The organism is Micromonospora rifamycinica (assembly GCF_900090265.1).
In the GTDB taxonomy this organism is placed as follows: domain Bacteria; phylum Actinomycetota; class Actinomycetes; order Mycobacteriales; family Micromonosporaceae; genus Micromonospora; species Micromonospora rifamycinica.
Genome location: NZ_LT607752.1, coordinates 3,040,588 through 3,063,540, shown reverse-complemented (window position 1 = coordinate 3,063,540; position 22,953 = coordinate 3,040,588). Strand labels below are relative to the sequence as shown.

The following is a 22,953-nucleotide window of genomic DNA, read 5'->3' as shown; positions in this document are numbered from 1 at the left end:
CGCTAAAAGTCAGACAGTGGAATATCTGTCCTTTTCAGGGCTGTCCGGTGGTCGGGAGCGGTTCCCGCCGCACCGGGAGCAGCATCAGCAGCAGCACCGCCAGCAGCACGTACGCGTTGCGGACCAGGAACTCCCACGGATTGTCCGTCCGGGCCGGGGCGACACCCCAGTCGAAGAACGAGACCACCCCGCAGACGATCACCAGGCCGGTGCCGATGGCGAGGGCGAGCAGCCGACGTCGGCGTCGCGCCCCCTCCCGGGTCTCCCGGTCGGCGTCGAGCGCGGCATCCACCAGCACCACCACCGCCGGGACGAACCAGTAGATGTGATGGGTCCAGGTGATCGGGCTGATGAGACCGCCGACCAGGCCGGTGAGGGTGAGGCCGGTCAACCAGTCACCGCTGCGCGCGGCACGGGCCGCCCGGTGCAGCCCGTACCCGAGAACGGCGACGACCAGGACGAGCCAGAGCAGGCGGTTCGGCTCCTCGGGCGCGTCGATCCGGCTGAGCAGACCGAACAGCGACTGGTTGCCGGTGTAGTCGGTCCGCCCGACCCGGTCGGTGGCCCACAGCTCGTGGGTCCAGAACCGCCACGAGTCCTGCGGCGCCACCGCGGCGGCCAGCAGCGTCGCCGCCGCCGCCGTGACGCTGGCCACCATGGCCGCCCGCCAGCGCCGGGTCACCAGCAGGTAGACGATGAAGATGCCCGGAAAGAGCTTGAGCGCCGTGGCCAACCCCACGCCCACCCCGGCCCATCGCCGCGCCCGGGGTACGGCGAAGAGCAGGTCGGCCAGGATCAGCACCACCAGCAGCATGTTGATCTGACCGAAGGTGATCGTCTCCCGGGTGCTCTCCACCGCGAAGACCAGCAGCACCGACACGGCGAGCGCGAACGTCCGGTGCAGACCGTGCCGCTCGATCACCGGCAGCACCAGCCAGCGGGTGGTGACCACGACACCGACGCAGGTCAGCGCCGTGAAGACGACAATGGTCAGGCCCAGCGGCAGCACCCCGAACGGGCGCAGCAGCAGCGCGCTGAACGGCGGGTACGTGAAGTAGAGCTCACCCTGCACCCGGTCGGGCTGCACGTAGTCGTAGAGCGGATGCCCGGACGCCCACCAGTCCATCGCCCGCATGTAGATCTTCAGATCGAAGAAGTCGTGCACCAGGCCCGGCAGGTAGAGCGCCGGTAGGACGGCGGCCAGCGCCAGCACCGTGACGACCCGGCGGACCGTACGGCTTCGCTGGTCCTCCGGGGTGGCGACGGGGGAAGCGACGGAATCGGCGGGCACGGGGAAACCCTAGCGGTCCCGTCCCCCGACAGTGCCGAGGCGCGGGCACCTGGGCTGCGCGTAGTCTGTTGCGGTGGCTGACCTACTCGTCTGGATCGACTGTGAGATGACCGGGCTCGACCTCACCAGCGACAAGCTGATCGAGGTCGCCGCACTGGTCACCGACCCCGACCTCAACGTGCTGGGTGAGGGGGTGGACGTGGTCATCCACGCCGACGACGAGGCCCTGGCCGCGATGCCGGAGATCGTCCGCACCATGCACGCGAAGTCCGGCCTGACCGAGGAGGCCCGCCGTTCCACGGTCACCCTGGCCGAGGCCGAGGACCTGGTCCTGGAGTACGTGACCAGCCACGTGAAGGACCCGCGCACCGCGCCGCTGTGTGGCAACTCCATCGCCACCGACCGCGGCTTCATCGCCCGGGACATGACCCGGCTCGACGCCCACCTGCACTACCGCATGATCGACGTGTCGTCGATCAAGGAGTTGTGCCGGCGCTGGTATCCCCGGGTGTACTTCGGCCAGCCGCAGAAGGGGCTGGCGCACCGGGCGCTGGCCGACATCCGGGAGAGCATCCGGGAGCTGGAGTACTACCGGCGCACCCTGTTCGTGCCACTGCCCGGCCCGGACGTGGACACGGCGAGGGCGATCGCCGCGCAGCTCTAACCCGGTCCGCCGGTCGGGGTGCAACCCGCTGGACGGGCCCCGCCCGGGTGTGGCTATTATTAGTCCGCACCCGCCCGGGAGACCGGAGCGGACGGCATGGTGGCTGTAGCTCAGTTGGCAGAGCACCGGGTTGTGGTCCCGGTTGTCGTGGGTTCAATTCCCATCAGTCACCCGGTTGGTGGAGCTTTCCACCGCAGCTCAGGCCCCCTCGTCCGAGGGGGCCTGAGTCGTATCCGGGGTCTGCCGGGGGGACGCCCCCGCTGTCGCCACCCGTCGTGCCTGTCCCGGACGCACGATCGGCCCCCACCTGGCGGCGGGGGCCGATCGTGGACGGTCGGTGCTCCGGTCGGGTCGGGGTGTCGACCTCCCGGTCAGGACGTCGGCGTGGCGCTCGGCTCCGGGGCGGTGCCGTCCGGGGCGGTGCCGGCGTCCGGCTGCCCGGCGTCCGGGTCGTACGGCAGGGCGCTGCCCTTGACGTACTCGTCCCAGCTCATGTTCCAGTCGGTCCAGCCGTTGCCGTTCTGGAGCTTGCGCTCGGTGCCCTTGACCGTGATCGGGTCACCGATCTTCGTGTTGGCGAACAGCCAGGCGCCGTCCTTCATCGACACGTTGACGCAGCCGTGCGACACGTTCGTGGTGCCCTGCTGCCCCTCCGACCAGGGGGCGGCGTGGATGAACTCGCCACCCCAGGTGAGCCGCTGGGCATAGTCGATCTTGGTGCGGTAGCCCTCCTCGGGGCCGAGCTCCTCCATGGTGTCGAAGACCGTCTTACGGAGCTTCTCGATCACCACCATGGTGCCGCTGGACGACGGGGTGCTCTTCTTGCCCAGGCTGACCAGGACGGTCTTGACGGCCTTGCCGTCCTTGGTGACGGTCATCCGCTTGGTCTTGTTGTCGACCTGCATCACCACCGCCGGGCCGATCTTGATGTCCACGGTCAGGTCGGACCGGCCGTACCAACCGTCGCCCATCGGCAGCCCACCGGCCCGCACCCGGTACGACACGGTGCTGCCCGACTTCCAGAACTCCTTCGGCCGGTAACGGACCTCGGTGGGGCTGACCCAGTGCCAGACGCCCTCCTGGGCCGGGGTGCTGGTGACCGTCATCCGTCGCTGCACGTCGTCGCGGTAGTCCTCGGGGACGGCACGACCGAACTTCACGATCAGCGGCATGGCCACGCCGACCACCTGGTCGTCGCCGAGGAAGCTGGTCACCCGCACCTGCTTGTCCGGCTTGGCCATCACAGTGAAGGCGCTGGTCGCCGTCGCCGACTTGCCGTCGTCGCCGGTGGCCGTCACGGTGGCGGTGTACTTCCCGCCGTACTCCAGGGTGCTGTCGGGCAGCCAGCTCGCACCGTCCGCGGCGAGCTTGCCCTCGACGGGCTTGCCGGCCGCGTCGGTGAGCGCGACGGTGGTCTCCTTGGCGTCCTTGGCCGCGAAGACGATGCCGGTCGAGGCGGGGACGTCGGTGGCGTCGGCCTTCGGCTCGCTGATCGTCGCGGTGGCCTTGGGCGCGCTCTCCCCGCCGCCGCCCTGCCAACTCGACGGCTTGTCACCGCCGGAGCCGGTGCAGGCGGAGGTGAGGGCCAGCGTCGCGGCGAGGACCCCCGCCGCGAGCACCCGGCGGCGACCGGTACGCCCGGTCAGATGGTCCTGGACAAGTCGCATGATTCCCTCGCAGTCGTGGTCCCCGATGTTCCATCGTGCCTCACTGACGTGTGGGAGCGCCCGTCGGTTGCGAAGGGTGAACTGAAACACGCCGGTGGACGAAGTGTGAACACGGTGGGTCACCGGTCCACGTCGGCCCGGGTCGACGCGGACCGCGTCGACCCGGGCCGGGTGTGTCAGACCAGGGGGCCCGAGCCGCCCTGCGGAACCGGCAGCGCGCTGCCCTTGACGAACTCCGCCCAGGTCAGGCTCCAGGCCGTCCACCCGTTGCCGGGTTCGAGCTTGCGCGGGGTGCCCTTGACCGTGATCGGGTCACCGACCTTCGTCTGGGAGAAGAGCCACCTGCCCATCGCCATCGAGACGTTGACGCAGCCGTGCGAGACGTTCCGCCGACCCTGCACCCCCTCGGACCACGGTGCCGCGTGGATGTACTCGCCGCCCCAGGTCAGCCGCTGGGCGAAATCGATCTCGGTGCGGTACTGGTTGGCCGGGTCCGGCTCGTCCATGGTGTCGAAGACGGTCTTCTCCTTCTTCTCCATCACCACCATCGTGCCGCTGGAGGAGGGCGTGCTCTTCTTGCCCAGGCTGACCGGCAACGTCTTGATCAGCTGACCGCCCTCGAAGACCTCCATCTGTTTGGTGGCGTTGTCCACCTTCATCTCGAAGGCCCGCCCGATCTTGGCGGTGGCCGACCGGTCCACGTTGCCGTACCGGCCGTTGCTCAGCGGAATCCCGGCCAGCGCGATCCGGACGCTCAACGTCGTCCCCGGCTGCCAGTACTCCGGCCCCCGGTAGTACGCCTGGGTGCCGCTGGAGACCCAGTGCCAGGCACCCGGCTGCGGCGGATCGGTCTTGACGAACATCCGCTTCTGGACGGCCGCCCGGTCCTTCTTCGGGATACCCGGACTGAACTCGGCCACCACCGGCATGGCCACGCCGTACGTCCGGTCGTCGAAGAGGTACAGGCCGGAGCCGATCATCGACGTCGGCTTGGCCATCGTGGTGAACGTACTCACCCCCTGCCGGGGCTGGCCGTCGGCGCCGGTGCCGGTCACCGTGGCCTTGTATCTGGTGTTGTACTTCAGGGCCGACGACGGCACCCAGGAGCTGCCGTCCAGACGCATCTTCCCGCCGACCTGCTTGCCGTCACCCGTGGTGAGGGTGACCGAGGAGATCTTGCCGCCGCCCGGGAGGTCGGCGCTGATCTCGGTGCTGACCGGCCTGCTCTTCGCCCCGTCGGCCGGACTGACCGCCAGGCCGGCGGCCGGCGCCGACGGCGACGCCCCGTCGGACTGCGTCGGGGCCACCGCCTCGGTGCTCGGCGAAGCCCCGGTGCCACCGACGAACTCGGCCTGCTTCTTCTGGTCGCCGCCGCACCCGGCCAGAGCCAGCGACGCCGCCAGGACGAGAGCGCCCGCCATCGCCCCGCCCCGCGTTAACCTGCCCATCCCCACCTCTGTTCTCGCGTACCTGGCGGACATCGTGCCCCATCCAGGCCACCGGCTCGATCCCGCACGTTGTACGGTGGGGGATTTGGCGGCTTTTGACCGTTAAGCTCGACCGAAGGGGGGAGCCGGGTAGTGGATTGGAACCCCGCTCCTGCCCCGTGCTATGTTCTCTGCGTGCCAACGAGCGCCGCTAGCTCAACTGGCAGAGCAGCGGACTCTTAATCCGCGGGTTCGGGGTTCGAGTCCCTGGCGGCGCACCACCAAAAAGGCTCTGACCTGGGGTTTCACCCTGGGTTGGAGTCTTTTGGCATTGCTGTTCGTGGCTCGGTGTCTCGGTGGGTGCTCGGGAGCCGTTGGACCGGGGTCGCCTGCCCGGACTGGATGGACGCGAGCTGCCACCTGAAGCCCGTTGGTGACGGCTACGCTGATCGGGTGGTGGCGCAGTCACGGGTTCGCGTGCAGGGGGACCTGTATCACCCGGTGGTGCCGGCCGGTGCCGTGTATGTGGGGCGGCAGGGGTTCGGGTTGCGGCGTTCTCCCTGGGCCAATCCGTTCAGCATGCGGAAACATGATCGGGCGGAGGCGCTGCGCCTGTATCGGCAGTGGCTCGTGGGGCAGCCGGAGCTTGTCGAGCGGGCGCGGCGGGATCTCGCCGGTAAGCAGTTGGCGTGTTGGTGTCGTGTGGAGGATGCCTGTCATGCGGATGTGTTGACCGAGATCATCGGTTGACGCGTAGCCGGTACCGTTCGGTGGGTCGTTTGGGTGCGTAGACACCGCCGATGCTGAAGGACTGTGGCCTTGCCGCTTGGTTGCCGACGTAGAACGCCACGTCGCGGTCGGCGGCGCAGAGTTGGGTGAGGAACTTGTGCCTGAGTCGATCCGTGGTCTCCGCGTCGGTGAGCTGCGCCAGGCGACATTGTAGGGCGACGAATTCCCAGTCCCAGAGTGTCTGCTGGTGCCCGCGGCATTGGCGGTCTGCGCACCGGTAGCGGTAGGTGCCGGTGAATCGCGGTGCCTTAAGAGGGCTGCGCTGGGACGGCTCCAGCAGGTCGAGCTGATTGAGGTAGCCGGCGATCTTCCTGCGGTCCTCTGGCGACCAGCCGTCACGTCGTTTGACCTGTAGGCCCGAGATGTCGGCGACGCGGATCAGTGCGATCGATCGTGCTCTCGGGTCGTCGCGGGTCTGCTTGTTGAGCTGGCACATGGAGTCTTCGATGAGTGGATCAAGGAGGGTGCGGCGGGGCTGCCAGTTGGCAAGGTGTCGCTCGGTGGTGATGGTGTCCACGATCGGCTTCCAGCTCTCGCGGCGCTGGTCCTGCCGGGCCGGCAGTGCGTCGAGGCGGACGATGTCGTACTTGCGGAACTTGCTGTCGTCGGCCAGTTCCCGAAAGTGGACCGGGTAGAGCCGGATCCAGCCCGTCCAGGGAGCGTCCAGGCCGAGCGCGCCGACGCAGACTGTCTCCCCGTAGCGGGCGGAGGGGTTGGGTGCCGCCTTCACGGTGATCAGGATGCGGAGTGTCGCTGGTCGCGTGAGTACCGGCTTCGGTGATAGCTGTTCACCGGTGCTCGGTCCCCACAAAGGAAGTTGTTCCAATGGAACCACCAACATTGCTGAATGTGGCTGCATGCACACTTCGCGCTACATAGATAGCTTCGCATCTAAGTCGATGGGGCGCCAGCCATCTGCGATGTCTAACCGTCACCTGCGGTCATCTGGGGGTTGTACTGCCCACGCCGTCAGGGCATCGAGGTGCGCGCAGTGTTCCAGGACCTCGCGGTCGAGGGTGCTGGGTTGGCCGTACTCGTCGAGGAAGCTGTGACGTAGGTCGGGGCGGTGCGGCCAGATGCGGGTGGTGAGGCGTACGAGGTCACGGGCGGGCAGGTCGTAGCGGCTGTGCTCGAAGTCGATCAGGCGAAGGATGCCGTCGTCGCTGTGGATCATGTTCCGGGGCATGAAGTCGAGGTGGCACGGTACGGCAGGGAGCGGGCCAAGGTCTTGAAGGGCTCGCATGTGGGCGCGTACCTCGGCGCGGAAGCGGGACGTGATGCGGTCTGCGGCTTGGTGGATCCAGTACTCGGTTCGTTGGGCGAGCCAGGCTGTCCAGTCCGGCTCCAGCCTCGGCGGCCCGGCGGCGTGAAACGTTCTGAGTAGCCTTCCCGCTTGGCGGTAGGCGCCCTGCCCGGCCTCGGAGTCGAGGGTTCGGTGGCGGAGTGGGATGCCGGGCACGGCGGTGATGATGATCGCGGGCGGATCGTCGGCTGCCGCGAGGAGGCGGGGTGCCCGGTCACCGAGGGTCGGAACCCAGGTCCGGTAGGCGTTCACCTCCTGGGTGTGTCGTTGGGGGCTGCGGTGGGGTTTGACGATCACCTCCCCGTGTTCGGCGGTGGCGGCGCGGAGTACCCGGGTGCCGGCGTGGCCTGGATGCCAGTTCAGAGGTGTGACGTCGACGTCGAGGAGACGCCGGCAGAGTGCGAGGAGGTCTGTGCTGCTCATTGCCCGGGTTCGAGGTGTCGGGTGTCGTTGTGCGCGGCGAGTTGCCAGATCGTGCGTCCGAACCGGTTGGTGGGTCGCTGCCATCGGGTGATCGAGGCGTGGTCGGTGACGAAGCCGAGCCGTAGGCAGGCGTCCTGCGGGAGTGCGAGGAGAAGGGTGTTGGCGGCCTCGACGGTCTCGCCGTGGGCGGCGATGAGGATCCGTTCGCCGTCGTGTCGGGTGAGGATCTCCTGTAGGGCTCTGGTTGCCCGGTCGAGGTACTGGTTCCAGGTCTCCGAGCCGTTGGCGTAGGGGCGGTCGGGGGCGTGTTGGGGTGGCCCCTGAAAGGCGGTTTTGACGTCCGCCCATGGCCGGCCGTCGGCGTCGCCGTGGTCAGGCCCGCGAAGGTCCGGCTCGATGGTGGACGGCAGGTGGAGTGCCCGCTTGATGATCTCGGCTGTCTGGACCACGCGGAGTCTGGGCGTGGAGTAGAAGGCTGAGAACGGTCGAGCTGCGTGTTCGGCGGCCAGGCGGACAGCGAGCTGGGTGACCTGCTCGTGGCCCCGGTCGGTCAGACCGGTGCAGCCGTGTTCGCCGCCCACGATCCCGGCGACGTTGCAGGCGGCCTCGCCGTGACGGGCGATGACAAGTTCGGTGGTGGGGGCCATCGGCAGGGATCCTTCAGGAGGTCAGGTCGGCGCGAACGGGTCGGGCCAGGGCCGGACAGTGGGCCACGGGTGTCGGTATCCGTTGGTGCCGAGGTACCGGAGCGTCAAAAGGTGGTGTAGCTCGGCGTACTGCCGTAGCTCGTCGAAGCCGCAACGGTTCGGGGCGGTGGTGGAACGGTAGGCGTCGATGCAGGCCGTGAGGGTTGCTTGGTCGAGGCGTCCGTACGTCAGGGATGTGGTGACGAGGAGTCCGGCCAGGTCGTAGCCGAAGGGGGCGAGAGTGAGATCGTCGAAGTCGACGACGGCGATGCCTTCTTGCTGAACAAGGTAGTTGCGGACGTTCGGGTCCTTGTAAAAGGCCGCCGGTCGGTCAGCCCGGTCCAGGACGGCGTCGAGCACGGTCTGGTCGACTCCCGTAGCGAGGGCGGTCTGGTGTAGCGCCTTCCGACGCGGTCTGGCGAAATCGGGAATCACCAGTCCGATCGAGGTGGTGTGCGTTTCGTCGAGCCGGGCGGAGTGCAGTTCCCTGCGGTAAGCGGCGTCGTGTAGCCGACCGAGGATGGCCGCCATCCGGGGAAGATCCGCCATCCCAGCTGCCCGGCCCGATAGCCGCTCGAAGATCAGAGAGCAGTCGGTCCTCGTGATCAGGCGTGGCAGGCGAACAGTGGAGTCCAGCCCATTGAGCCAGGCATGGTGGGCCGCCGCTGCCGAGCAGCGCTGTGGGTCGGCGTACCGCTTGATGAAGAGGTTGCTGGTCACGGCCGTTCCGCCAGGGCGTAGCTGACGGTGGATCGGGCCAGGTACGGCGGTGCCGGCAGCCGCTGCCGGAGGATCGCGGCGAGGTTGTCTGGTAAGCAGTCGGGGTCAAGTCGGTACTTGGGAGTGGTGGCGAGATAGCGGGCGAGGTGCGCGACGTCGGCGAACTCGAAGACGTGGTCCTCATGCAGGACGTCGAGCACCGTGAGGTGGGTGCCGGCGATATCGAGCAGGTTGGCGCTGTGGAAGCTCTCGTAGAGGCTCGGCCGGCGCGTGGCATCGCGGTCTATGCCGGCGAGTTGGGGGAGCTGGTCGAGTTCGGCGTAGCTGTCGAGCGACTTGGTTGCCAGGACGGCGCTGCCTCCGGGGCGGAGGCAGCGGGCGATTTCCGCGATTACGGCGGCTGGGGTGGTCGAGTGATAGAGGCAGAACGCGGCTACCGCCGCGTCTGCTACCGCATCCGGCATCGGTAGGCGGTGGAAGTCGGCGGCGACCACCGAGCCGTTCCCTCCGGCCTCGGCCAATCGGGTACGAACGATGTCCAGCAGCGCGACTGAGGCATCGACGGCTACGAGGCGCCGAGGGCGGAGACGGGCGGCGATGCGGAGCGTGGTGGTACCCCGTCCGCAGCCGATGTCGAGGACCATCGCATCGGGTGAGGTCCGCTGTGCCAGCAGGTCGGTGATGACTGCGGTGGCGTCTCGCCCGGCGACCTTGGCGTCGCGCAGCGCACGGGTGCGTTCTGCGAGCCGGTCGCCGGTGCGGTAGAGGTCGCCGTGTACCAGAGTGGGATCGAGGAACGGGTTAGGCAGCATTGGTCGCCTCCCGTCCCGTCCGGGTCAGGGCATTGGTGGGGCTTGTGCTCGTATCCGGTCGACCAGTCGGTTGGCCTGGCGGCGGCTGGTGAGCGAGATCAGCTGGACGTGTGGTCCGTGTTCCTGGATGAGGTTGCGGACCCGAGGCCGCATGGTGCGTCGATAGCCGAGGATGTACCGGACGAAGTTCCAGGTGATCCGGTCGTAGACGCCGTCGGCCTGGTGCTGGCCGCCCCGATAGCGCCGACGTCGCTGAACTATGCCCCAGAGGCAGGTGGCGGCGGGAAGGTCGAGGAAGATCACGGTGTCGGCGGCGGCCAGCCGGATCGGCAGGGTACCGGCGTAGTTCCCCTCGATGATCCAGCGTTCGCCGGTGACGAGTTTCTCCTGCCTGGCGGTGAACTCCTCCTGGGGAAGCGGGTTCCACTGCTCGTCGTAGTAGATCGCGTCGAGGTGGGTCAGGGGCGCGTCGAGGATCTGGGCGAGTTGCCGGGCGATTGTCGATTTCCCGCTGCCACCGCAGCCGATGAGGGCGATCCTGTCCATGGTCCTCCAGGGTAGGCCTGCTCTGGGGCGGGGTCGTGCGGACACGGCGGGTCATGGCGTCACCAGATCGGGATGACGCAGGAGACGATTCAGCACGCTGAGCTGGGTGGAGAGCCGGAACGGGGCGAGACGGTGCAGGCAGTCGGCGATCAGGCCGGCGTGGTCGCTGGTCCCGGTGATCTCGGCGAGCCAGCCGACCCGGTGTCGGACGTCGTTAGCCTGCCTGACGTGCAGGTTCGTCGGCACGAGTTCGGCGGCGCCTCTGATGGTGGTCGGCAGGAGCGGGGCGCAGCCGGCGAGGACAGCTTCGAAGATCCGCTGGGTGATCTGGCCGGCCTCGGCGTAGCGCTCGGGAAGTAGCAGCACGGTGGCGAGCGCGTCGGAGTGGATCTTGTTGACCTGTGGGAACGGTACCCGGCCGACGAAGTTGAGGCCGGGCCAGCGGTGGGTGTCGGGCCATTTGCCGGCGACCAGGTGGGGCAGGTGCGCGGCGGCGGGGGCGAAGAAGGTGTCGAAGGCGTCGTCGCGGTCGTACTGGTTGCCGACGTACACCAGCGGCGTCGAGCGATGCCGGGTGGCCAACTCGTCGGGGTCGGTGGCGTCGAGGACCCCATCCGCGACGGGGAAGAGTAGCGTCGTCGCGCCCGGGCTCGGGTGCAGGGCCGGTTCACAGACGGTGACGTTGCTGGTCCGGCGAAGTGGGTCTGCCGGATCGAGTCGCCGGTCCTTGTCCCAGAGAATCGTTGGGATGCCGAGCCGGTGGGTGTAGTGGGTGACGAGTTCGGCCTGGCGGTGCAGGTCGCAGGTGTGTCCGGGCCGGCCGCAGGGAGTGGTGTTGCGGCCGGGGATGGGCCAACGCCATTCGAGGAACAACGTGTCGAGGTCGGGTAGGCCGACGTCCCACCGGTAGCTGGCGCTGAGGTCGAGGCCGGCGTCGCAGAGGTCACGGTTGGGCTGGAGGAACACGATCTCGTGGCCGGCTTGGCGGAGCCCGTCGACCAGGCAACGGCGGTGGCTGCGTCCGCCGTCGGGGGTGTCGACGACACCCGGACCGAGGAATCCCCAGAAGCTGTAACCGATCAACATTTCGTCACCCACCAGCCTTCGAGAAGCAGGGCATCCAGGCCGGTCTCGACCAGGCAGTCCAGGGCCATCTCGGGGGTGCCGCAGATCGGCTTGCCTTTGATGTTCAACGAGGTGTTGATCAGCACCGGATGTCCGGTGATCTCGCCGAAGGCAGCCAGCACGCTGGCGAGGAACGGATGCTGGTGACGGGTCACAGTCTGAACCCGCGCGGTGCCGTTGCCGTGAACGATCGCGGGAAGGCGGCTGCCGGTCAGAGCGGTCACCGGTGCGGCGATGGACATGAACGGTGAGGGCTGGCCGAGTTGGACGTAGTCGGCGGCCCTGTCGGCGAGGATCACCGGGGCGAAGGGGCGGAACGCTTCGCGGAACTTGACCGTGCGGTTCAGCCGGTCCACGACCTCGTGGGTGAAGGGCGAGGCGAGGATGGACCGGTTACCCAGTGCGCGTGGCCCCGCCTCCAACGGACCGGTGAAGAGCCCGACGATCGTTCCGTTGGCGAGCTGCCGGGCGAGGTGCTGGGCCGGGTCCGCCGGTCGTTCGGCGGTCAGCCCAGGCCGCGGTTCGGCCGACAGGGTCAGATCGGGGTACGCCGGGCCGAGGTAGCAGCGTCCGCCGATACCGGTGGGAGGTTGGCCGGTGGTGTCGAGCCAGACGGCTGCGGCAGCGCCGATTGCGGTGCCCGAGTCTCCGGGAGCGGGTGGGATGTGGACCTCGTCGACGATGCCGGCCCGGGCGATCCGACCGGCCGCGACGCAGTTCATCGCGACGCCACCGCCGAGACAGAGCAGACCGGACCCGGTCAGGCGGGTGGCCCGCCCTGCCAGATGAAGCATCACCTGCTCGGTGCGTTCCTGCAGGGCGGCGGCGAGGTCTGCGTGCACCGGTTCGACCGCAGCATCTGGTGGGCGGGGCGGGCAGGTGACGGCGGTGAACTCTGCGCTGGTCCGGGGGTATCTGCTGGAGAGGACCCGAAGCGGTAACAACCCTGGATCGAGGGTGAAGCCGTCACCGGTCAGCGGAATCGCGCGCGACATCACGTCACGGAATCGCGCTGGTTCACCGAGGGCGGCCAGCGCCATGACCGTGCCCTCCTCGTCTCCCCGGCGCCAGCCGAGGTGTTCGGTCACGGCGCCGTACGCGTAGCCGAGCGATGCCGGATCCCTTATCGCAGCAGCCAGACGGAGGTGAAAGGGCTGCTCGTCGCGGTGCGCCGCATGCCAGATCGTGGTGGTCTGCAACTCACCGAGACTGTCCACGACCAGGACCGCCGCGTCGTCCACGCCAGCGGACAGAAAGGAGTAGAGGGCGTGTGCGCGGTGGTGCAGCACAGGGACGAGTCGGGCATGCGGGAACCACTGCGACAGCTCGCGCATGCGCGCCCGGTAGCGGCGATGCACGGTGAGGAAGCTGCGTGAACGAGGAAGCGCCCGGCTGCGGGTCGAGGCGCGTGCAAGGTGATCGGGGAGTTGACCCAGCGCCGGCAGGTAGCGACGGCCGTCGAAGTTGTACGCCACTGCGGTGACGTCGTTCGCGGTCAACCCGGCCCGGTCGAGGAGCCAAGCGACGGCCCTGGCGGGGTACGCCTTGCTGTGCTTGGTCCCGTCGAGGCGCTCCTCTTCGGCGAAACCAGTCAGGTTGCCGTTGACCAGGAGTGCTGCGGCCGAGTCGTGGGTGTAGGCACAGAGCCCGAGCACGACCTCGGCCCCTCGTGCGGACCGTTGCGCGATCATCGCTGCCCGGCGGGCTTGGCGGGGGCGAGGTGGTCGTACCAGCTCACCAGGGCGGCACCGAGTGGATCGGGAGTGTCGGTGGCGAGTTTGCGCGCATGGTCGCGCTCCCCGGCTTTCCATGCGCGGTAGCTGGCGAGAGACCGCCCGAACGCGTCCCAGGTCGAGCCGTCGGCCAGGCTGGTGTCGCCGTCGAGCACCCGCTGGAGGAGGTGGTCGAGGTCCGGCCAGGGCGCGTCGACCGGAGCCAGTTCGGCGTTGCCCTCGGCGCCATGCAGGGAGGCGGCGGCAGCCTCGGCATTGTGGGCGTACAGGTGCAGCGAGTCGACGTGGTGGTGGTACTCGCCCAGCTCGACGTCGAGCCAACCGGCCATCAGCTCGTGGATCAGGGTGGTGGTGAAGATGTCGTACGGGAAGCCGAGCCAGAGGTCCTGGCTGCGCATGCTGGTGTGCATGATCAGTCGACCGTCCCGGACGAAGAACCGGTAGCCGAGGGTGCACGGCACGTCGCGGTAGCCGCGATGGTCCCGGGACGGGTCGAACAGCTGAATCACCCCACGCCGTGACTCCCGATCATTGAGCAGCTGCCGGCGTACTGCGTCGAGCTGATCGACGTGGCCGTCCCAGCGGCGCAGCCGTGGCCCGTACGCGCCGCATAGCACGCCGTCGTCGGCGTACACGCGCAGCTTGTCGTTGTAGTCGTAGATCCACGGCGAGTCGGAGCCGGAGAGGATCCAGAGTGCCTCCGCGACCGCGAAGGCAGGGTTGATCACCCTTGCGGGCGGTACCGCGACGAGCCGTCGTCGGGGGTTGGTCAGGCGCAGGTGTGCCCCGACCACCTCGGTCGTGGTGAGATCGCGGGGGCAGGCAACGCGACCATTGAGCAGTACGGCCTGGCAGGCGGCGGTGAACAACGCGCTCGCCGAGTCGGCGGTCAACACGATCATGGTGCTCCCTTGTGAGGTCAGGAGGTGAAGGCCGCGAGTCGGTCGTCGGAGAGGTTGACCAGCCAGGCGGCCTGTCGGGCGAGGCCTTCGTGGAGCCCCACGGTGGGCCAGTAGCCGAGCAATCGGTGGGCGCGAGTGGGGTCGGCAGCAGTCGCGGGTACGTCGCCCGGTTGAGCGGCCACGACCTTCACCGGCACCTGTCGTCCGGTGACCCGGGCAGCCTCGTCGATCAGCGCGAGCATCGAGACGCTTGCACCGCCGCCAACATTGACCACCGCTGCCTGGGCTTCGAGGCGAGCGGCGGCGAGGGTCGCGGTGACGACATCGCCGACGTAGGTGAACTCGCGCCGCTGGCTGCCATCGCCGAACAGCGTGAGTGGAAAGCCGGTGTAGGCGGCGAACAGGACTCGGCCGATTGCCATGTCGGGCCGCTGCCGAGGCCCGTAGACAGTGAAGTAGCGCAGCGCGACGGCACTAAGCGGGCTGTCAGCTCGCCGGGCGTAGGCGAGACACAGCTGTTCCGCGGCCAGCTTGCTCACCCCGTAGGGGGAAACCGGGCAGGTGGGATCGTCTTCGCGGCTGGGCTGGTCGGCCGGACCGTAGACGCTCGACGACGAGGCGACGACCAGCCTGCGCACCCCCTGGCGGGTGCAGGCCTCCAGCAACCGGTGTGTGCCGAGCACGTTGGTCTGGGTGTAGTCGAGAAACTCGCGACTCCACGACGGCCGTACACCCGGCCGCGCGGCGAGATGGAAGACGGTGTCGCAGCCAGCCACCACGTCGTCCAACTGGTCGACGGCCAGGTCCAGGCAGTACGGCGTGAACAAGGGGTTGACGACCGCCCGGGCCAGGTTCTCGTCCGCGAGGGCGTGCTCACCGACCCGCCGCCGATCCAGACCGACGACCCTGACTCCTCTGCCCAGTAGCGCGTCGACCAGGTGCGAGCCGATGAAGCCGGCCGCTCCGGTGACCACAACACGAGACATCATCGCTGCTCCTCCCTTCCTGGGCTCTGCTCGAAGAGCCGACGCCAGACGTGGGTGTACAGGGGTGGGTCGACCTGGGAAAGTGTGGTCTGATCGATCACCGGCAGGGCACCCGGTCGTTCGGACCTTGTCGAACCGGTGGCTGTCGTAGCGGCGTTACGGGAGACGTAGACCGTCATCGCGGTCCCGCCTCCGACCCGCCCATGTCGCGCCGTGATCGCCAAGGACGTGCGCCAGGTCTGTGGAGTCGGCCGCCGGCGCGGCGGACCCACCGGAGGACCGGCAGGTCCGCCACCGGGAGGCGGCGGCTGGGAGCACCCCGCCGATCACCCGCCTGCGCAGGCTCGACGGCGACACGCAGGCGAGGAACCAACCTCGCGGGACTTGCGCCGACGGCCATCACGGCATTTGGACCCCGCTGGGGCGACGCCTTGTCAGTCCTGATCAGTACGTCCACCATGAACCCCACGCCGTTGACGGTCATCGGTGGACACCGGTGCCACCGGCAACGGCGGCGTTCGATGTCCAGCTCTAGCGAACCGTTCCTCGCCGTGGGCCGGTACCGTCCACTACCCGTCCAGTCGCAACCAGGTAGTGACGACCCGTAGCGGCAGTGGCTAGCGTGATCCACGTCGACAGGTGAAGTCCGGAGGTGCGCGATGGCGGGACGGCGCTATTCCCTGAACCGGCAGCTCGCGTGGGAGAGACTCCAACGCGGCTGGTCCTACGAGGAGACCACCGAACGCATCCGCACCGAGATGAGCCGCGCAGGCGAGATCGACACCGGGCTCAACGCCAACACCGTGCGACGCTGGGAGACCGGGGAACGGTGGCCAGACCCGCGTTACCGCAAGCACCTGGTCGCGATCTTCGGTAAGCCAGCGAGCGACCTCGGCCTGCTCACCCCCGACGAACTGGCCGTACGTCCGGCTGAGGAAACACTGCACGAGTTCAGGAGGTTGTGGGACATGCTCACCCGAGACGGCAACGGCAACGGCTGGGACCGGGCGTCCGTACTACGCGCGCTCGTCGGTGCCAGCATGCTGCCCTTGGTCGCGCCGCTGCTATCACTCGATCCCCCCGCCGCACACGCTGGCGGCAGGACCGTCGACCCCGACTCGTATCGGCAGATCGTGCGCTGTCAGCGCGAGCTGTACTGGACGAGCCCGGCCCGGCCGTTGTACGAGGCCGCCTACGCCCACACTCAGCTCGGCATCGGGCTCCTCCGTGCCGCAACCGGAACCGATCGGACTGGTCTCGCCGGAGCGCTCGCGGAGTCCGCACTGCTCACCGCCCGACTCGCCTTCTTCGACCTCAGCCAACCCGCCGTCGCCGAACGCTGCTACGACGTCGCCCTCGCTGCCACCCGCGAAGCCGGCGACCATGCTCTGGCCGCAGCTGTTCTCGGCCACATGGCGTTCATCCCCGCCTTCGGCCACGATCCCGCGAAGGCCCGCACGCTGACCAACGCAGCCCTCCAACACACCTGGCACGGTGTCAGCCCCATGGTCCGCTCCTGGTTGCACTGCGTCGCCTCGGAGGTCGAGGGCCGGGCAGGAGCAGCGGCGGCCAGCCGCCACCACATCGATCTGGCAGCGAAGGCGCTTGATGGCAGCCCTGTGCCGCCTGAATGGCTCGACTTCTACGACAACACGCGTCTGCACTCCTTCGCCGGTTACGCCGCTCTCGCCGATGGCGACCACGGGGAAGCCGCTATCCAGCTGGATCAGGCACTCGCCGCTCTCCCCGGGGCTGGCGCCAAACAGCGCAGCGTTGTTCTCGCCGACCTTGCCAACGCCCATGGCAACGACGGTGACCGGGCTGCCGAATACCTCAACCAGGCCGTCGATGCCCTACACACCGACTGGTACGGCACCGGCCTCGACCGGGTCCGAGCCGTCCGCAACGTACTCGGCGACAGCCGCAACGGTGCCCGACTCGACGAACGCGTCACCGCGTTGACCGCCAGTCGCGCCGCGCTACCTGGTAGTTAGAGCGGGCCGGCGTCGATTCGCCAGTGAACGGCATCGGGTAGCTCGGCGAGGTGATTACTGATTCGGCAGACCCTTCCACCACGTGGTGCGACCTCCCGCGTGGCCGTTCAACAGGTAGAGGACCCATGCGAACCACCGCAGTCGGCGACGTGACGATCCTGCTTCCCGATCTCGACCCCGACGATCTCGACAGCACCACCGAGCCCGATGTTGATCTCACCGACCTCCATGTCGACAACGCCTCCTGGCGGGGTGTCGCCCTCGACGAGGTCCGTGTTCGGGGTAGCCGGATCACCGGGTCGGACCTCAGCGAGAGTACCTGGGAAGGGGGAACGGTCTTCGGCTGGGAGATCGTCCGCACCGACTTCTCCGGCGCCAACCTGTCCGGGCTCAGCATCGAACGCAGCGTCATCACAGGGTCGCGGTTCACCGGTGCGCGGCTCACCGACGTCCGTCTCAAGGATGTCCTGTTCGACGGCTGCCGCTTCGACTACGCCACCTTCAGCCGGGTCGCCGCTGGCGGGGCGGTGGCGTTCGTCGATTACATCCTCACCGACGCCACCTGGTCCTCCTGCCGGCTCCCCAAGGTCGTCCTGAGATCGTGCCAGCTGGCTCGCCTCGAACTGGCGTCGAGTCAGCTCCAGGGCGCCGACCTGCGGGGTAACTCGCTGCGTGGCCTGAAGACCGCTCTCGCGAACCTGTACGGGATCACGCTCACCGAGGAGCAGTTGCCTGACCTGACCCACCTGGCTGTCGGTGAACTCCACCTCGCGGTGCGGGCTCAATGATCTTCGGATCGGAAGTGCCCGTCGGTCGTCTTGCGACCGCACTCGTCGGGTCTGTCGGTGTCGCAGTGCAACGGTGGAATGTCAGTCGTGGGCTACCAGTCGCGGGGGCGGCGGCGTTGCCGGTGAGGTCGTACGTCGATACGACCGCGTTCGCGGTAGGGCGTTCCGACGGTGCTGACGCCCAGGCCTTTGTTCTGGGTGGGCAGCTCGGTGCGCGCATCTGGCCGTTCACCGCCGTAACGGACGACTCTGTACTTCTGCCGGCTGGTTCTCTTGCCGTGACTGGTTGGTCCCTCGGGTGTCGGTTCGTGGGCCGGTGGGGGCGTCGATGACCGTAGGTGTGCAGTCGACTCGACGGGGTGGGGGAGTGGGGTCTGCGCCGGTCCTGCCGAGAGGGTTCGGCTCGGTGGACGGGACCACCTCGGGGCTGGTGGCCGAGCAACGTAAGGATCTTGGCCGGCAGTTGGCCGGATGGCGTGCCGCTGCCGGGATGACGCAGGCGCAACTGGCCAAGCGGATCTGCTACTCGCGCAGCACGCTGGCCAACGCTGAGACCGGTCGGGACATGAGCATCCGGGGTTTCTGGTGCGACGCCGACGAGGTGGTCGGTGCCAACGGGGTGCTGTTCCCTCTTGGTCAAGATGGTGTGAGACACCCCGTGTGAGTGGGGTGCTGACCTGCTGAGGGCGGGGATCGGAGATCCTTGTGTACGTGTCTACTTCATCTGGCAAGCAGCCGGCGTCCGGCGGCGGCGACCCGGCGCCAAAGCCATCACGGCGGGTCTTCAGCCCGGAGTACAAGCTCGCGATGGTCGCCGAGTACGAGAACGCCGCGAACGGAGAGAAAGGCGCGATCCTGCGCCGGGAAGGTCTGTACTCGTCGCACATCATCGAATGGACACGGGCTCGCGACGCCGGGCAACTCGGCCAGGTAGGGACTCCCGTCACGGATTCCGGCACGGCGGCGGTCGGGGCGCGGGTGAAGAAGTCCGCGGAACAGATCGAGTTGGAGAAGCTGCGCCGGCAGAACGAGAAGCTGCAGGCGGATCTGAAGAAGACCCGCATGGCGTTGGACATCATGGGAAAAGCACACGCGCTCTTGGAAGAACTCTCCGAGAGCGCGGACAGCGACAGCCAGCCGAGGAGATCCTGACCGCCGTGTTCGGCGAGTTACGCGACGCGGACATCTCGGTGCTGCGGGCGTGCGCGTTGACCGGGACCTCGCGGGCGACCTACTACCGGCGGGCCAAGCCGGTCGGACCGCGGCACGGGCCGTGGCTGCCCCGCACCCCGCCGCCGCAGGCGCTCAGCATGGCCGAACGCGACCGGGTGCTGGCTGTGCTGAACTCGCCGGCCTACGCCGACCTGGCGATCCCGCAGGTCTGGGCCAGGGAACTCGACGCGGGCCGCTACCACTGCTCGATGTCCACGATGTATCGCATCGCCCGTGCCGCCGGGCAGAGCCGGGAACGACGCCGGCTGGCGACCCACCCGCCGCGGGTGCGTCCGGAACTGGTCGCGACCGGGCCGGGTCAGGTGTGGTCCTGGGACATCACCGCGTTGAAGGGACCTGTCAAAGGCGTCTGGTACCGGTGTTACGTCGTGATCGACATCTACTCGCGTTACGTCGCCGGCTGGCTCGTCGCGGCCGTCGAGGACGCGGTCGTCGCCCGCGACTTCCTGGCCGACGCGATCAGCCGTAACGGGATCGAACCGCACACCATCCACGCCGACCGTGGCGGCGCCATGGTGTCGAAGCCGGTATCGGAGATGCTCGTCGACCTCGGTGTCCTACGGTCACATTCCCGACCTCGGACCTCGAATGACAACCCGTACTCCGAAGCCCAGTTCAAGACCATGAAATACGTGCCGGACTTCCCCGAGAGGTTCGGGTCCCTCGCTGACGCGAGAGCTTTCTGCGACGGATTCTTCACCGCCTACAACCACGAGCACCGGCACTCCGGGATCGGCTGGCACACCCCAGCCTCGGTGCACTACGGCACCGCCGAGCAGATCCGCGAGCAACGCCAACACGCCCTCGACGCAGCCCACACCGCCCACCCGGACCGATTCAACCGCCGGCCACGCGCACCGAAACTGCCCGACCATGCCTGGATCAACCAGCCGCCCCGACAGGAACAGACCGTCTCAGTTTGACTTGACAACTACCGGTTGGCCGCCTTCGACCAGGTCGCCGCGTTGGTGCGGGACTTCCACGAGCAGCGGGCGTCGGCACGTGACCGTGAGCGTCGGCAACGCGCTGCCCGCCTCATCGCTCCCACCGTTCAGGTGCAGCCGAGCGCACCGGCGGAGCCGAGAAGGTGCCAGTGTGAGGCGGTGGTCGTCGGTCGGTGGACCGAGCGGGAGGTCCGCGCATTGCGGGAGGCGCTACGGATGACCGTCCACGACTTCGCTCAGCGGCTGGGAGCGAGCGACGCGGCCGTCTCCGGCTGGGAACACCGACGCACGCCCACGCCACCGAAGATGGCCGCGCAGGCGGTGTTGGACCAGACGCTCGCACTCGCCGACACTGACACCAAAGCCCGGTTCCTGCTGATCCTCAACACCCCCGACCAGCACGGGTAGAACAGCGCGAGAGTGAGGTAGGCACACCGACAGGGCCGCTCGCCGTAGCCGAGCGCCGACGGCACCCGCCGACAACCGTGGGTTCTGCTGGTGAGCGAATCTCCTGTCTCGCCGGAGATGGACAACTGAGGCACGCTCTCATGCCGATGAGAGTGCACTCGATCTTGTTGGCAGCTTACTCAGTCTACGGCTGCTTTACCAGAATAACGGTTGTCGGGTCGATGCCCTGAGCCGTCGCGAGGTAGGGCAATTCGTGCTCCCCGCCTGACAACTCGATTGCGGCCTTGCCTGCAAGATGGGCGGAGTTGACTGACTGCCCGTTAGCAACCGAAGAGTAGAGGGCGGCGGCGTAGTTGAGGGCGTCGCCGTCATCGATGCTGTCTGTCATACCGATCGCCAGGGGTGCGAAGCGGTCGACGAGCGCGTCGGCCGTGCCGGAGGACTTGCAGGCGTTGAAAACGATCAAGGTCGGCGGAAAGTCGGTGGCTTGGCACGCTGAGGCGAAGGCGCTCGCAGTCACCACGACGCCAGCGTGGAAGTCATCCACATCTTCCTCGAAGGAGATCAGCTGCTCATCGCCGTGCCCGGAGAAGTGGACGACGTGAGGGCGGAATTTGGCGATGCCGTCCTGTAAGTCCTGCGTAGTAGCCGAAAGTCGTACGTCAATCTCGACTTGATCACGGTGCAGTGCAGCTTCGATTGCTCGTCGGACTCTGGTGTGCTCGCGCGTGACGCGGAGGTCTCCAGCGGAGGACGCGCCCAACATGAGGATACGGAGTTTTTCGGCTTTCGGCGCGGTGAGTGTACGCCACGCCCGCTCTGACATAGCAATCCTCTCCTGCGAGGATGCAACCTGCTGGGCGAGCTGGCGTTGCTCGACCTGTGCTGTCCGCTGGGCGATGATCTGCTGACGGGCGGCTCGTTGACGTTCAGCTGTTTCCGCGTTCGCGATCTTGGTTTGCAGCTTCGCCGCATCGGAGCCATAACCAGCGGCTTTGGCCTCCAGTGCGGATGCGTCTCGGCCGTACTTGTTGGCAGCCTCCAAGGCTCGGACCGCTTCGCGTCTTTTGCTTTGAGCTTGCGAAGGGCTGCTAGTGCGGCTGGCTGCTTGATCGGCTTTGGCTGCGTCGGCGCGCTTGCGCGCCTCTTTGGTGCGCAGGTCGGCGGCCCTGCGCGCGCTGTCCGACTGCGCCTTCTGCTTGCGCTCCAACTCTCGCCGATCCTGCTGGATGCTCACGAGTCTCCTATCGGGGCGGTTGATGATGATGTTGGCCGCTGCCGTTACTGGTCTTCCCAGACGCGGGTTGCCGGACCCGTGAACTCTAGGTCATTTGTCCGAGTTAGGAACGACGCTCGGGATTCAGCGGAGAGTTGCGTGTTTAGGTCGAATTGAAGCAGCCGGTGCCATCTGTCTTTCTGCCACCATCGACGCGGAGCCGACCGAACCTCGACGGTGACGGCGTAGGGACCGTCTGCTAGCGTCGTGGATGGACAATCCCACTGAAACTCCACGAACTTCTCCACCATCCCTCGTCCATCCACCGCGAACGGCGCGTTGTATGTCCGTGAGTCGGAGTAGACGTGGGACCGACAAGCAATCCACGGCATGATCTTTGGTAGAGCGACGGAATCGGCCGTTGGCTCAGCAACTTCCCGGTGCCTGGGCTCGGGTAAATCGATCCGCAATCGAAGCCCAATCACCGCCAGTGGTGCTGGTGCCGGATTATGAATCACCAGCGGCAGCACTATCATTGTCTTGTGTGGCCCAAAGGCGGCTGCGTAGACCTGCGGCGGATAGCTGCGTAGCCGGCCACGGCGAACCTGGATCCACCAAAACGAACCGATCGTGAAGAAAAGCGCGCAGACAGACGCCACCAGCCCAGGAGTAATCCACGCATCTGAGGCACCAACGACTGGCTTGGCGAACGGCATGGGCGCACACTACCGCAGAGGATCCCTCGGCTGCACCCTCGGATCAGGCCGAAGCTATCCAAGACTGCACCGCCACGGCAATGTCGCCGAGGTTGCCACCGTTCTTCTGCTCGACGAACTGCCACAGCGGCCATCCGCAGCCGTGAAGTTCGGCCCAGCCGCATACCGCTGGCGCTGACAGCTCGTTCTCGACGATCGTTCCGATGTCGCCCGCGACTGTCCCGCAGCCAAAACGGACTGGCGCGCCACCGATGCTGCGCCACCTGATCAGGAAGCGCTGGTTGGCACAACCGTTCATGGTTGCGGGATAAGGATCGTCCGGGTCGTCGGGTGATAGAGATCGCCATTCACCGCAGAACACCCGCAGGTGAGCTTCCCACTCCCGACGGAGACGCCAGCCCTGCAGAACTGTGGGGAAGTCTGGGCCCTGCTCTGCGTGGATCGAGTTGCACTTGTTGGCACCGTTCCACAGGAGCGTATCGTCCACGTCTGAACAGTAGCGCATCACGAAGCATCTCCACGAAGACGCAGACTGGCACTGGCTCACGGTGCCCGCCGTCTATGGACTCAACCTAACTGT

The 22,953-nt window shown here is 67.6% G+C and carries 24 protein-coding genes and 2 tRNA genes; 10 read left to right on the top strand and 16 right to left on the bottom strand.

The window, feature by feature from the left end:
* Positions 1 to 34: 34 nt before the first annotated feature.
* Entirely contained in the window at positions 35 to 1,291 is a 1,257-nt protein-coding gene (locus GA0070623_RS12360) for a glycosyltransferase family 87 protein (protein ID WP_067306111.1), read from the bottom strand.
* Between the two features lie 106 nt (positions 1,292 to 1,397).
* On the opposite strand from GA0070623_RS12360, the gene orn reads away from it, so the two are divergent.
* Positions 1,398 to 1,955, top strand: a complete 558-nt coding sequence (orn, locus tag GA0070623_RS12355; protein ID WP_067306115.1) for an oligoribonuclease — start codon at positions 1,398 to 1,400, stop codon at positions 1,953 to 1,955.
* 99 nt (positions 1,956 to 2,054) lie between these two features.
* Positions 2,055 to 2,127 (top strand) — tRNA-His (locus GA0070623_RS12350).
* A 199-nt stretch (positions 2,128 to 2,326) separates the two neighbouring features.
* Here the strand turns inward: GA0070623_RS12350 and GA0070623_RS12345 are convergent.
* Complete coding sequence (locus GA0070623_RS12345) at positions 2,327 to 3,622, bottom strand: L,D-transpeptidase (RefSeq protein WP_067306118.1); 1,296 nt, start codon at positions 3,620 to 3,622, stop codon at positions 2,327 to 2,329.
* A gap of 176 nt (positions 3,623 to 3,798) precedes the next feature.
* On the bottom strand, positions 3,799 to 5,070 hold the full coding sequence (locus GA0070623_RS12340) for a L,D-transpeptidase (protein ID WP_067306121.1): 1,272 nt from the start codon (positions 5,068 to 5,070) through the stop codon (positions 3,799 to 3,801).
* Positions 5,071 to 5,254: 184 nt separating this feature from the next.
* Here GA0070623_RS12340 and GA0070623_RS12335 point away from each other — a divergent pair.
* Together GA0070623_RS12335 and GA0070623_RS12330 are read left to right on the top strand one after the other, a co-directional pair.
* Positions 5,255 to 5,330: transfer RNA gene (locus GA0070623_RS12335), tRNA-Lys, on the top strand.
* A 172-nt stretch (positions 5,331 to 5,502) separates the two neighbouring features.
* Positions 5,503 to 5,799 carry a DUF4326 domain-containing protein gene (locus tag GA0070623_RS12330; RefSeq protein ID WP_231932761.1) on the top strand — a complete coding sequence of 99 codons (297 nt, stop codon included), beginning with the start codon at positions 5,503 to 5,505 and terminating at the stop codon, positions 5,797 to 5,799.
* Here GA0070623_RS12330 and GA0070623_RS12325 read toward each other — a convergent pair.
* The 11 genes from GA0070623_RS12325 to amcA form a co-directional block, all read right to left on the bottom strand.
* Positions 5,789 to 6,679, bottom strand: coding sequence for a hypothetical protein (locus GA0070623_RS12325; RefSeq protein WP_067306162.1), 891 nt, complete (start codon positions 6,677 to 6,679; stop codon positions 5,789 to 5,791). The two genes, GA0070623_RS12330 and GA0070623_RS12325, sit on opposite strands and share 11 nt — an antisense overlap.
* Before the next feature lie 90 nt (positions 6,680 to 6,769).
* Entirely contained in the window at positions 6,770 to 7,564 is a 795-nt protein-coding gene (locus GA0070623_RS12320) for a phosphotransferase enzyme family protein (protein WP_067306130.1), read from the bottom strand.
* Positions 7,561 to 8,211, bottom strand: a complete 651-nt coding sequence (locus GA0070623_RS12315; protein WP_067306133.1) for a histidine phosphatase family protein — start codon at positions 8,209 to 8,211, stop codon at positions 7,561 to 7,563. The genes GA0070623_RS12320 and GA0070623_RS12315 overlap by 4 nt, the downstream gene beginning before the upstream one ends.
* A 21-nt stretch (positions 8,212 to 8,232) precedes the next feature.
* Positions 8,233 to 8,970, bottom strand: a complete 738-nt coding sequence (locus GA0070623_RS12310; protein ID WP_067306136.1) for a phosphotransferase — start codon at positions 8,968 to 8,970, stop codon at positions 8,233 to 8,235.
* Positions 8,967 to 9,782, bottom strand: a complete 816-nt coding sequence (locus GA0070623_RS12305; protein WP_067306139.1) for a class I SAM-dependent methyltransferase — start codon at positions 9,780 to 9,782, stop codon at positions 8,967 to 8,969. The genes GA0070623_RS12310 and GA0070623_RS12305 overlap by 4 nt, the downstream gene beginning before the upstream one ends.
* A 24-nt stretch (positions 9,783 to 9,806) precedes the next feature.
* Entirely contained in the window at positions 9,807 to 10,328 is a 522-nt protein-coding gene (locus GA0070623_RS12300; RefSeq protein WP_067306142.1) for a P-loop NTPase family protein, read from the bottom strand.
* Between the two features lie 51 nt (positions 10,329 to 10,379).
* Positions 10,380 to 11,414 carry a CgeB family protein gene (locus GA0070623_RS12295; RefSeq protein WP_067306145.1) on the bottom strand — a complete coding sequence of 345 codons (1,035 nt, stop codon included), beginning with the start codon at positions 11,412 to 11,414 and terminating at the stop codon, positions 10,380 to 10,382.
* On the bottom strand, positions 11,408 to 13,144 hold the full coding sequence (locus GA0070623_RS12290) for a carbamoyltransferase family protein (protein ID WP_067306148.1): 1,737 nt from the start codon (positions 13,142 to 13,144) through the stop codon (positions 11,408 to 11,410). Before GA0070623_RS12290 ends, GA0070623_RS12295 begins: the two co-directional genes overlap by 7 nt.
* Positions 13,141 to 14,088: a thymidylate synthase gene (locus GA0070623_RS12285; RefSeq protein ID WP_067306151.1), complete on the bottom strand. Its 948-nt coding sequence runs from the start codon at positions 14,086 to 14,088 to the stop codon at positions 13,141 to 13,143. Before GA0070623_RS12285 ends, GA0070623_RS12290 begins: the two co-directional genes overlap by 4 nt.
* Before the next feature lie 17 nt (positions 14,089 to 14,105).
* On the bottom strand, positions 14,106 to 15,077 hold the full coding sequence (locus GA0070623_RS12280) for an NAD-dependent epimerase/dehydratase family protein (protein ID WP_231932759.1): 972 nt from the start codon (positions 15,075 to 15,077) through the stop codon (positions 14,106 to 14,108).
* A complete protein-coding gene (amcA, locus tag GA0070623_RS31540) occupies positions 15,074 to 15,253 on the bottom strand; it encodes a multiple cyclophane-containing RiPP AmcA (RefSeq protein WP_329007656.1) in 180 nt (59 codons plus the stop codon). The genes GA0070623_RS12280 and amcA overlap by 4 nt, the downstream gene beginning before the upstream one ends.
* 480 nt (positions 15,254 to 15,733) lie before the next feature.
* Between amcA and GA0070623_RS12275 the strand changes: the two genes are divergently transcribed.
* From GA0070623_RS12275 to GA0070623_RS12255, 6 genes are all read left to right on the top strand, one after another.
* Positions 15,734 to 17,068, top strand: a complete 1,335-nt coding sequence (locus tag GA0070623_RS12275) for a helix-turn-helix domain-containing protein (RefSeq protein WP_067306154.1) — start codon at positions 15,734 to 15,736, stop codon at positions 17,066 to 17,068.
* A gap of 125 nt (positions 17,069 to 17,193) precedes the next feature.
* Entirely contained in the window at positions 17,194 to 17,856 is a 663-nt protein-coding gene (locus GA0070623_RS12270) for a pentapeptide repeat-containing protein (protein WP_067306156.1), read from the top strand.
* A 406-nt stretch (positions 17,857 to 18,262) separates the two neighbouring features.
* Positions 18,263 to 18,520, top strand: a complete 258-nt coding sequence (locus GA0070623_RS12265; RefSeq protein ID WP_157746967.1) for a helix-turn-helix domain-containing protein — start codon at positions 18,263 to 18,265, stop codon at positions 18,518 to 18,520.
* A gap of 47 nt (positions 18,521 to 18,567) precedes the next feature.
* Complete coding sequence (locus GA0070623_RS31640; RefSeq protein WP_407937960.1) at positions 18,568 to 19,008, top strand: transposase; 441 nt, start codon at positions 18,568 to 18,570, stop codon at positions 19,006 to 19,008.
* 5 nt (positions 19,009 to 19,013) lie between these two features.
* Positions 19,014 to 20,012, top strand: a complete 999-nt coding sequence (locus GA0070623_RS12260; protein WP_407937959.1) for an IS3 family transposase — start codon at positions 19,014 to 19,016, stop codon at positions 20,010 to 20,012.
* 15 nt (positions 20,013 to 20,027) lie between these two features.
* A complete protein-coding gene (locus GA0070623_RS12255; RefSeq protein WP_067303801.1) occupies positions 20,028 to 20,441 on the top strand; it encodes a helix-turn-helix domain-containing protein in 414 nt (137 codons plus the stop codon).
* A gap of 184 nt (positions 20,442 to 20,625) precedes the next feature.
* Here the strand turns inward: GA0070623_RS12255 and GA0070623_RS12250 are convergent, their stop codons facing one another.
* Both GA0070623_RS12250 and GA0070623_RS29930 read right to left on the bottom strand, forming a co-directional pair.
* Entirely contained in the window at positions 20,626 to 21,678 is a 1,053-nt protein-coding gene (locus GA0070623_RS12250) for a hypothetical protein (protein ID WP_067303798.1), read from the bottom strand.
* Positions 21,679 to 22,416: 738 nt separating this feature from the next.
* Entirely contained in the window at positions 22,417 to 22,860 is a 444-nt protein-coding gene (locus GA0070623_RS29930) for a hypothetical protein (RefSeq protein WP_157517470.1), read from the bottom strand.
* Between the last annotated feature and the right edge of the window lie 93 nt (positions 22,861 to 22,953).

Bases quoted from the DNA above. Each gene is read 5' to 3' on its own strand.
- orn (WP_067306115.1), top strand. From the start codon at position 1,398: ATGACCGGGCTCGACCTCACCAGCGACAAGCTGATCGAGGTCGCCGCA.
- GA0070623_RS12345 (WP_067306118.1), bottom strand. From the start codon at position 3,622: ATGCGACTTGTCCAGGACCATCTGACCGGGCGTACCGGTCGCCGCCGG.
- GA0070623_RS12340 (WP_067306121.1), bottom strand. From the start codon at position 5,070: ATGGGCAGGTTAACGCGGGGCGGGGCGATGGCGGGCGCTCTCGTCCTG.
- GA0070623_RS12325 (WP_067306162.1), bottom strand. From the start codon at position 6,679: ATGTTGGTGGTTCCATTGGAACAACTTCCTTTGTGGGGACCGAGCACC.
- GA0070623_RS12320 (WP_067306130.1), bottom strand. From the start codon at position 7,564: ATGAGCAGCACAGACCTCCTCGCACTCTGCCGGCGTCTCCTCGACGTC.
- GA0070623_RS12315 (WP_067306133.1), bottom strand. From the start codon at position 8,211: ATGGCCCCCACCACCGAACTTGTCATCGCCCGTCACGGCGAGGCCGCC.
- GA0070623_RS12305 (WP_067306139.1), bottom strand. From the start codon at position 9,782: ATGCTGCCTAACCCGTTCCTCGATCCCACTCTGGTACACGGCGACCTC.
- GA0070623_RS12300 (WP_067306142.1), bottom strand. From the start codon at position 10,328: ATGGACAGGATCGCCCTCATCGGCTGCGGTGGCAGCGGGAAATCGACA.
- GA0070623_RS12295 (WP_067306145.1), bottom strand. From the start codon at position 11,414: ATGTTGATCGGTTACAGCTTCTGGGGATTCCTCGGTCCGGGTGTCGTC.
- GA0070623_RS12290 (WP_067306148.1), bottom strand. From the start codon at position 13,144: ATGATCGCGCAACGGTCCGCACGAGGGGCCGAGGTCGTGCTCGGGCTC.
- GA0070623_RS12285 (WP_067306151.1), bottom strand. From the start codon at position 14,088: ATGATCGTGTTGACCGCCGACTCGGCGAGCGCGTTGTTCACCGCCGCC.
- GA0070623_RS12280 (WP_231932759.1), bottom strand. From the start codon at position 15,077: ATGATGTCTCGTGTTGTGGTCACCGGAGCGGCCGGCTTCATCGGCTCG.
- amcA (WP_329007656.1), bottom strand. From the start codon at position 15,253: ATGACGGTCTACGTCTCCCGTAACGCCGCTACGACAGCCACCGGTTCG.
- GA0070623_RS12275 (WP_067306154.1), top strand. From the start codon at position 15,734: ATGGCGGGACGGCGCTATTCCCTGAACCGGCAGCTCGCGTGGGAGAGA.
- GA0070623_RS12270 (WP_067306156.1), top strand. From the start codon at position 17,194: ATGCGAACCACCGCAGTCGGCGACGTGACGATCCTGCTTCCCGATCTC.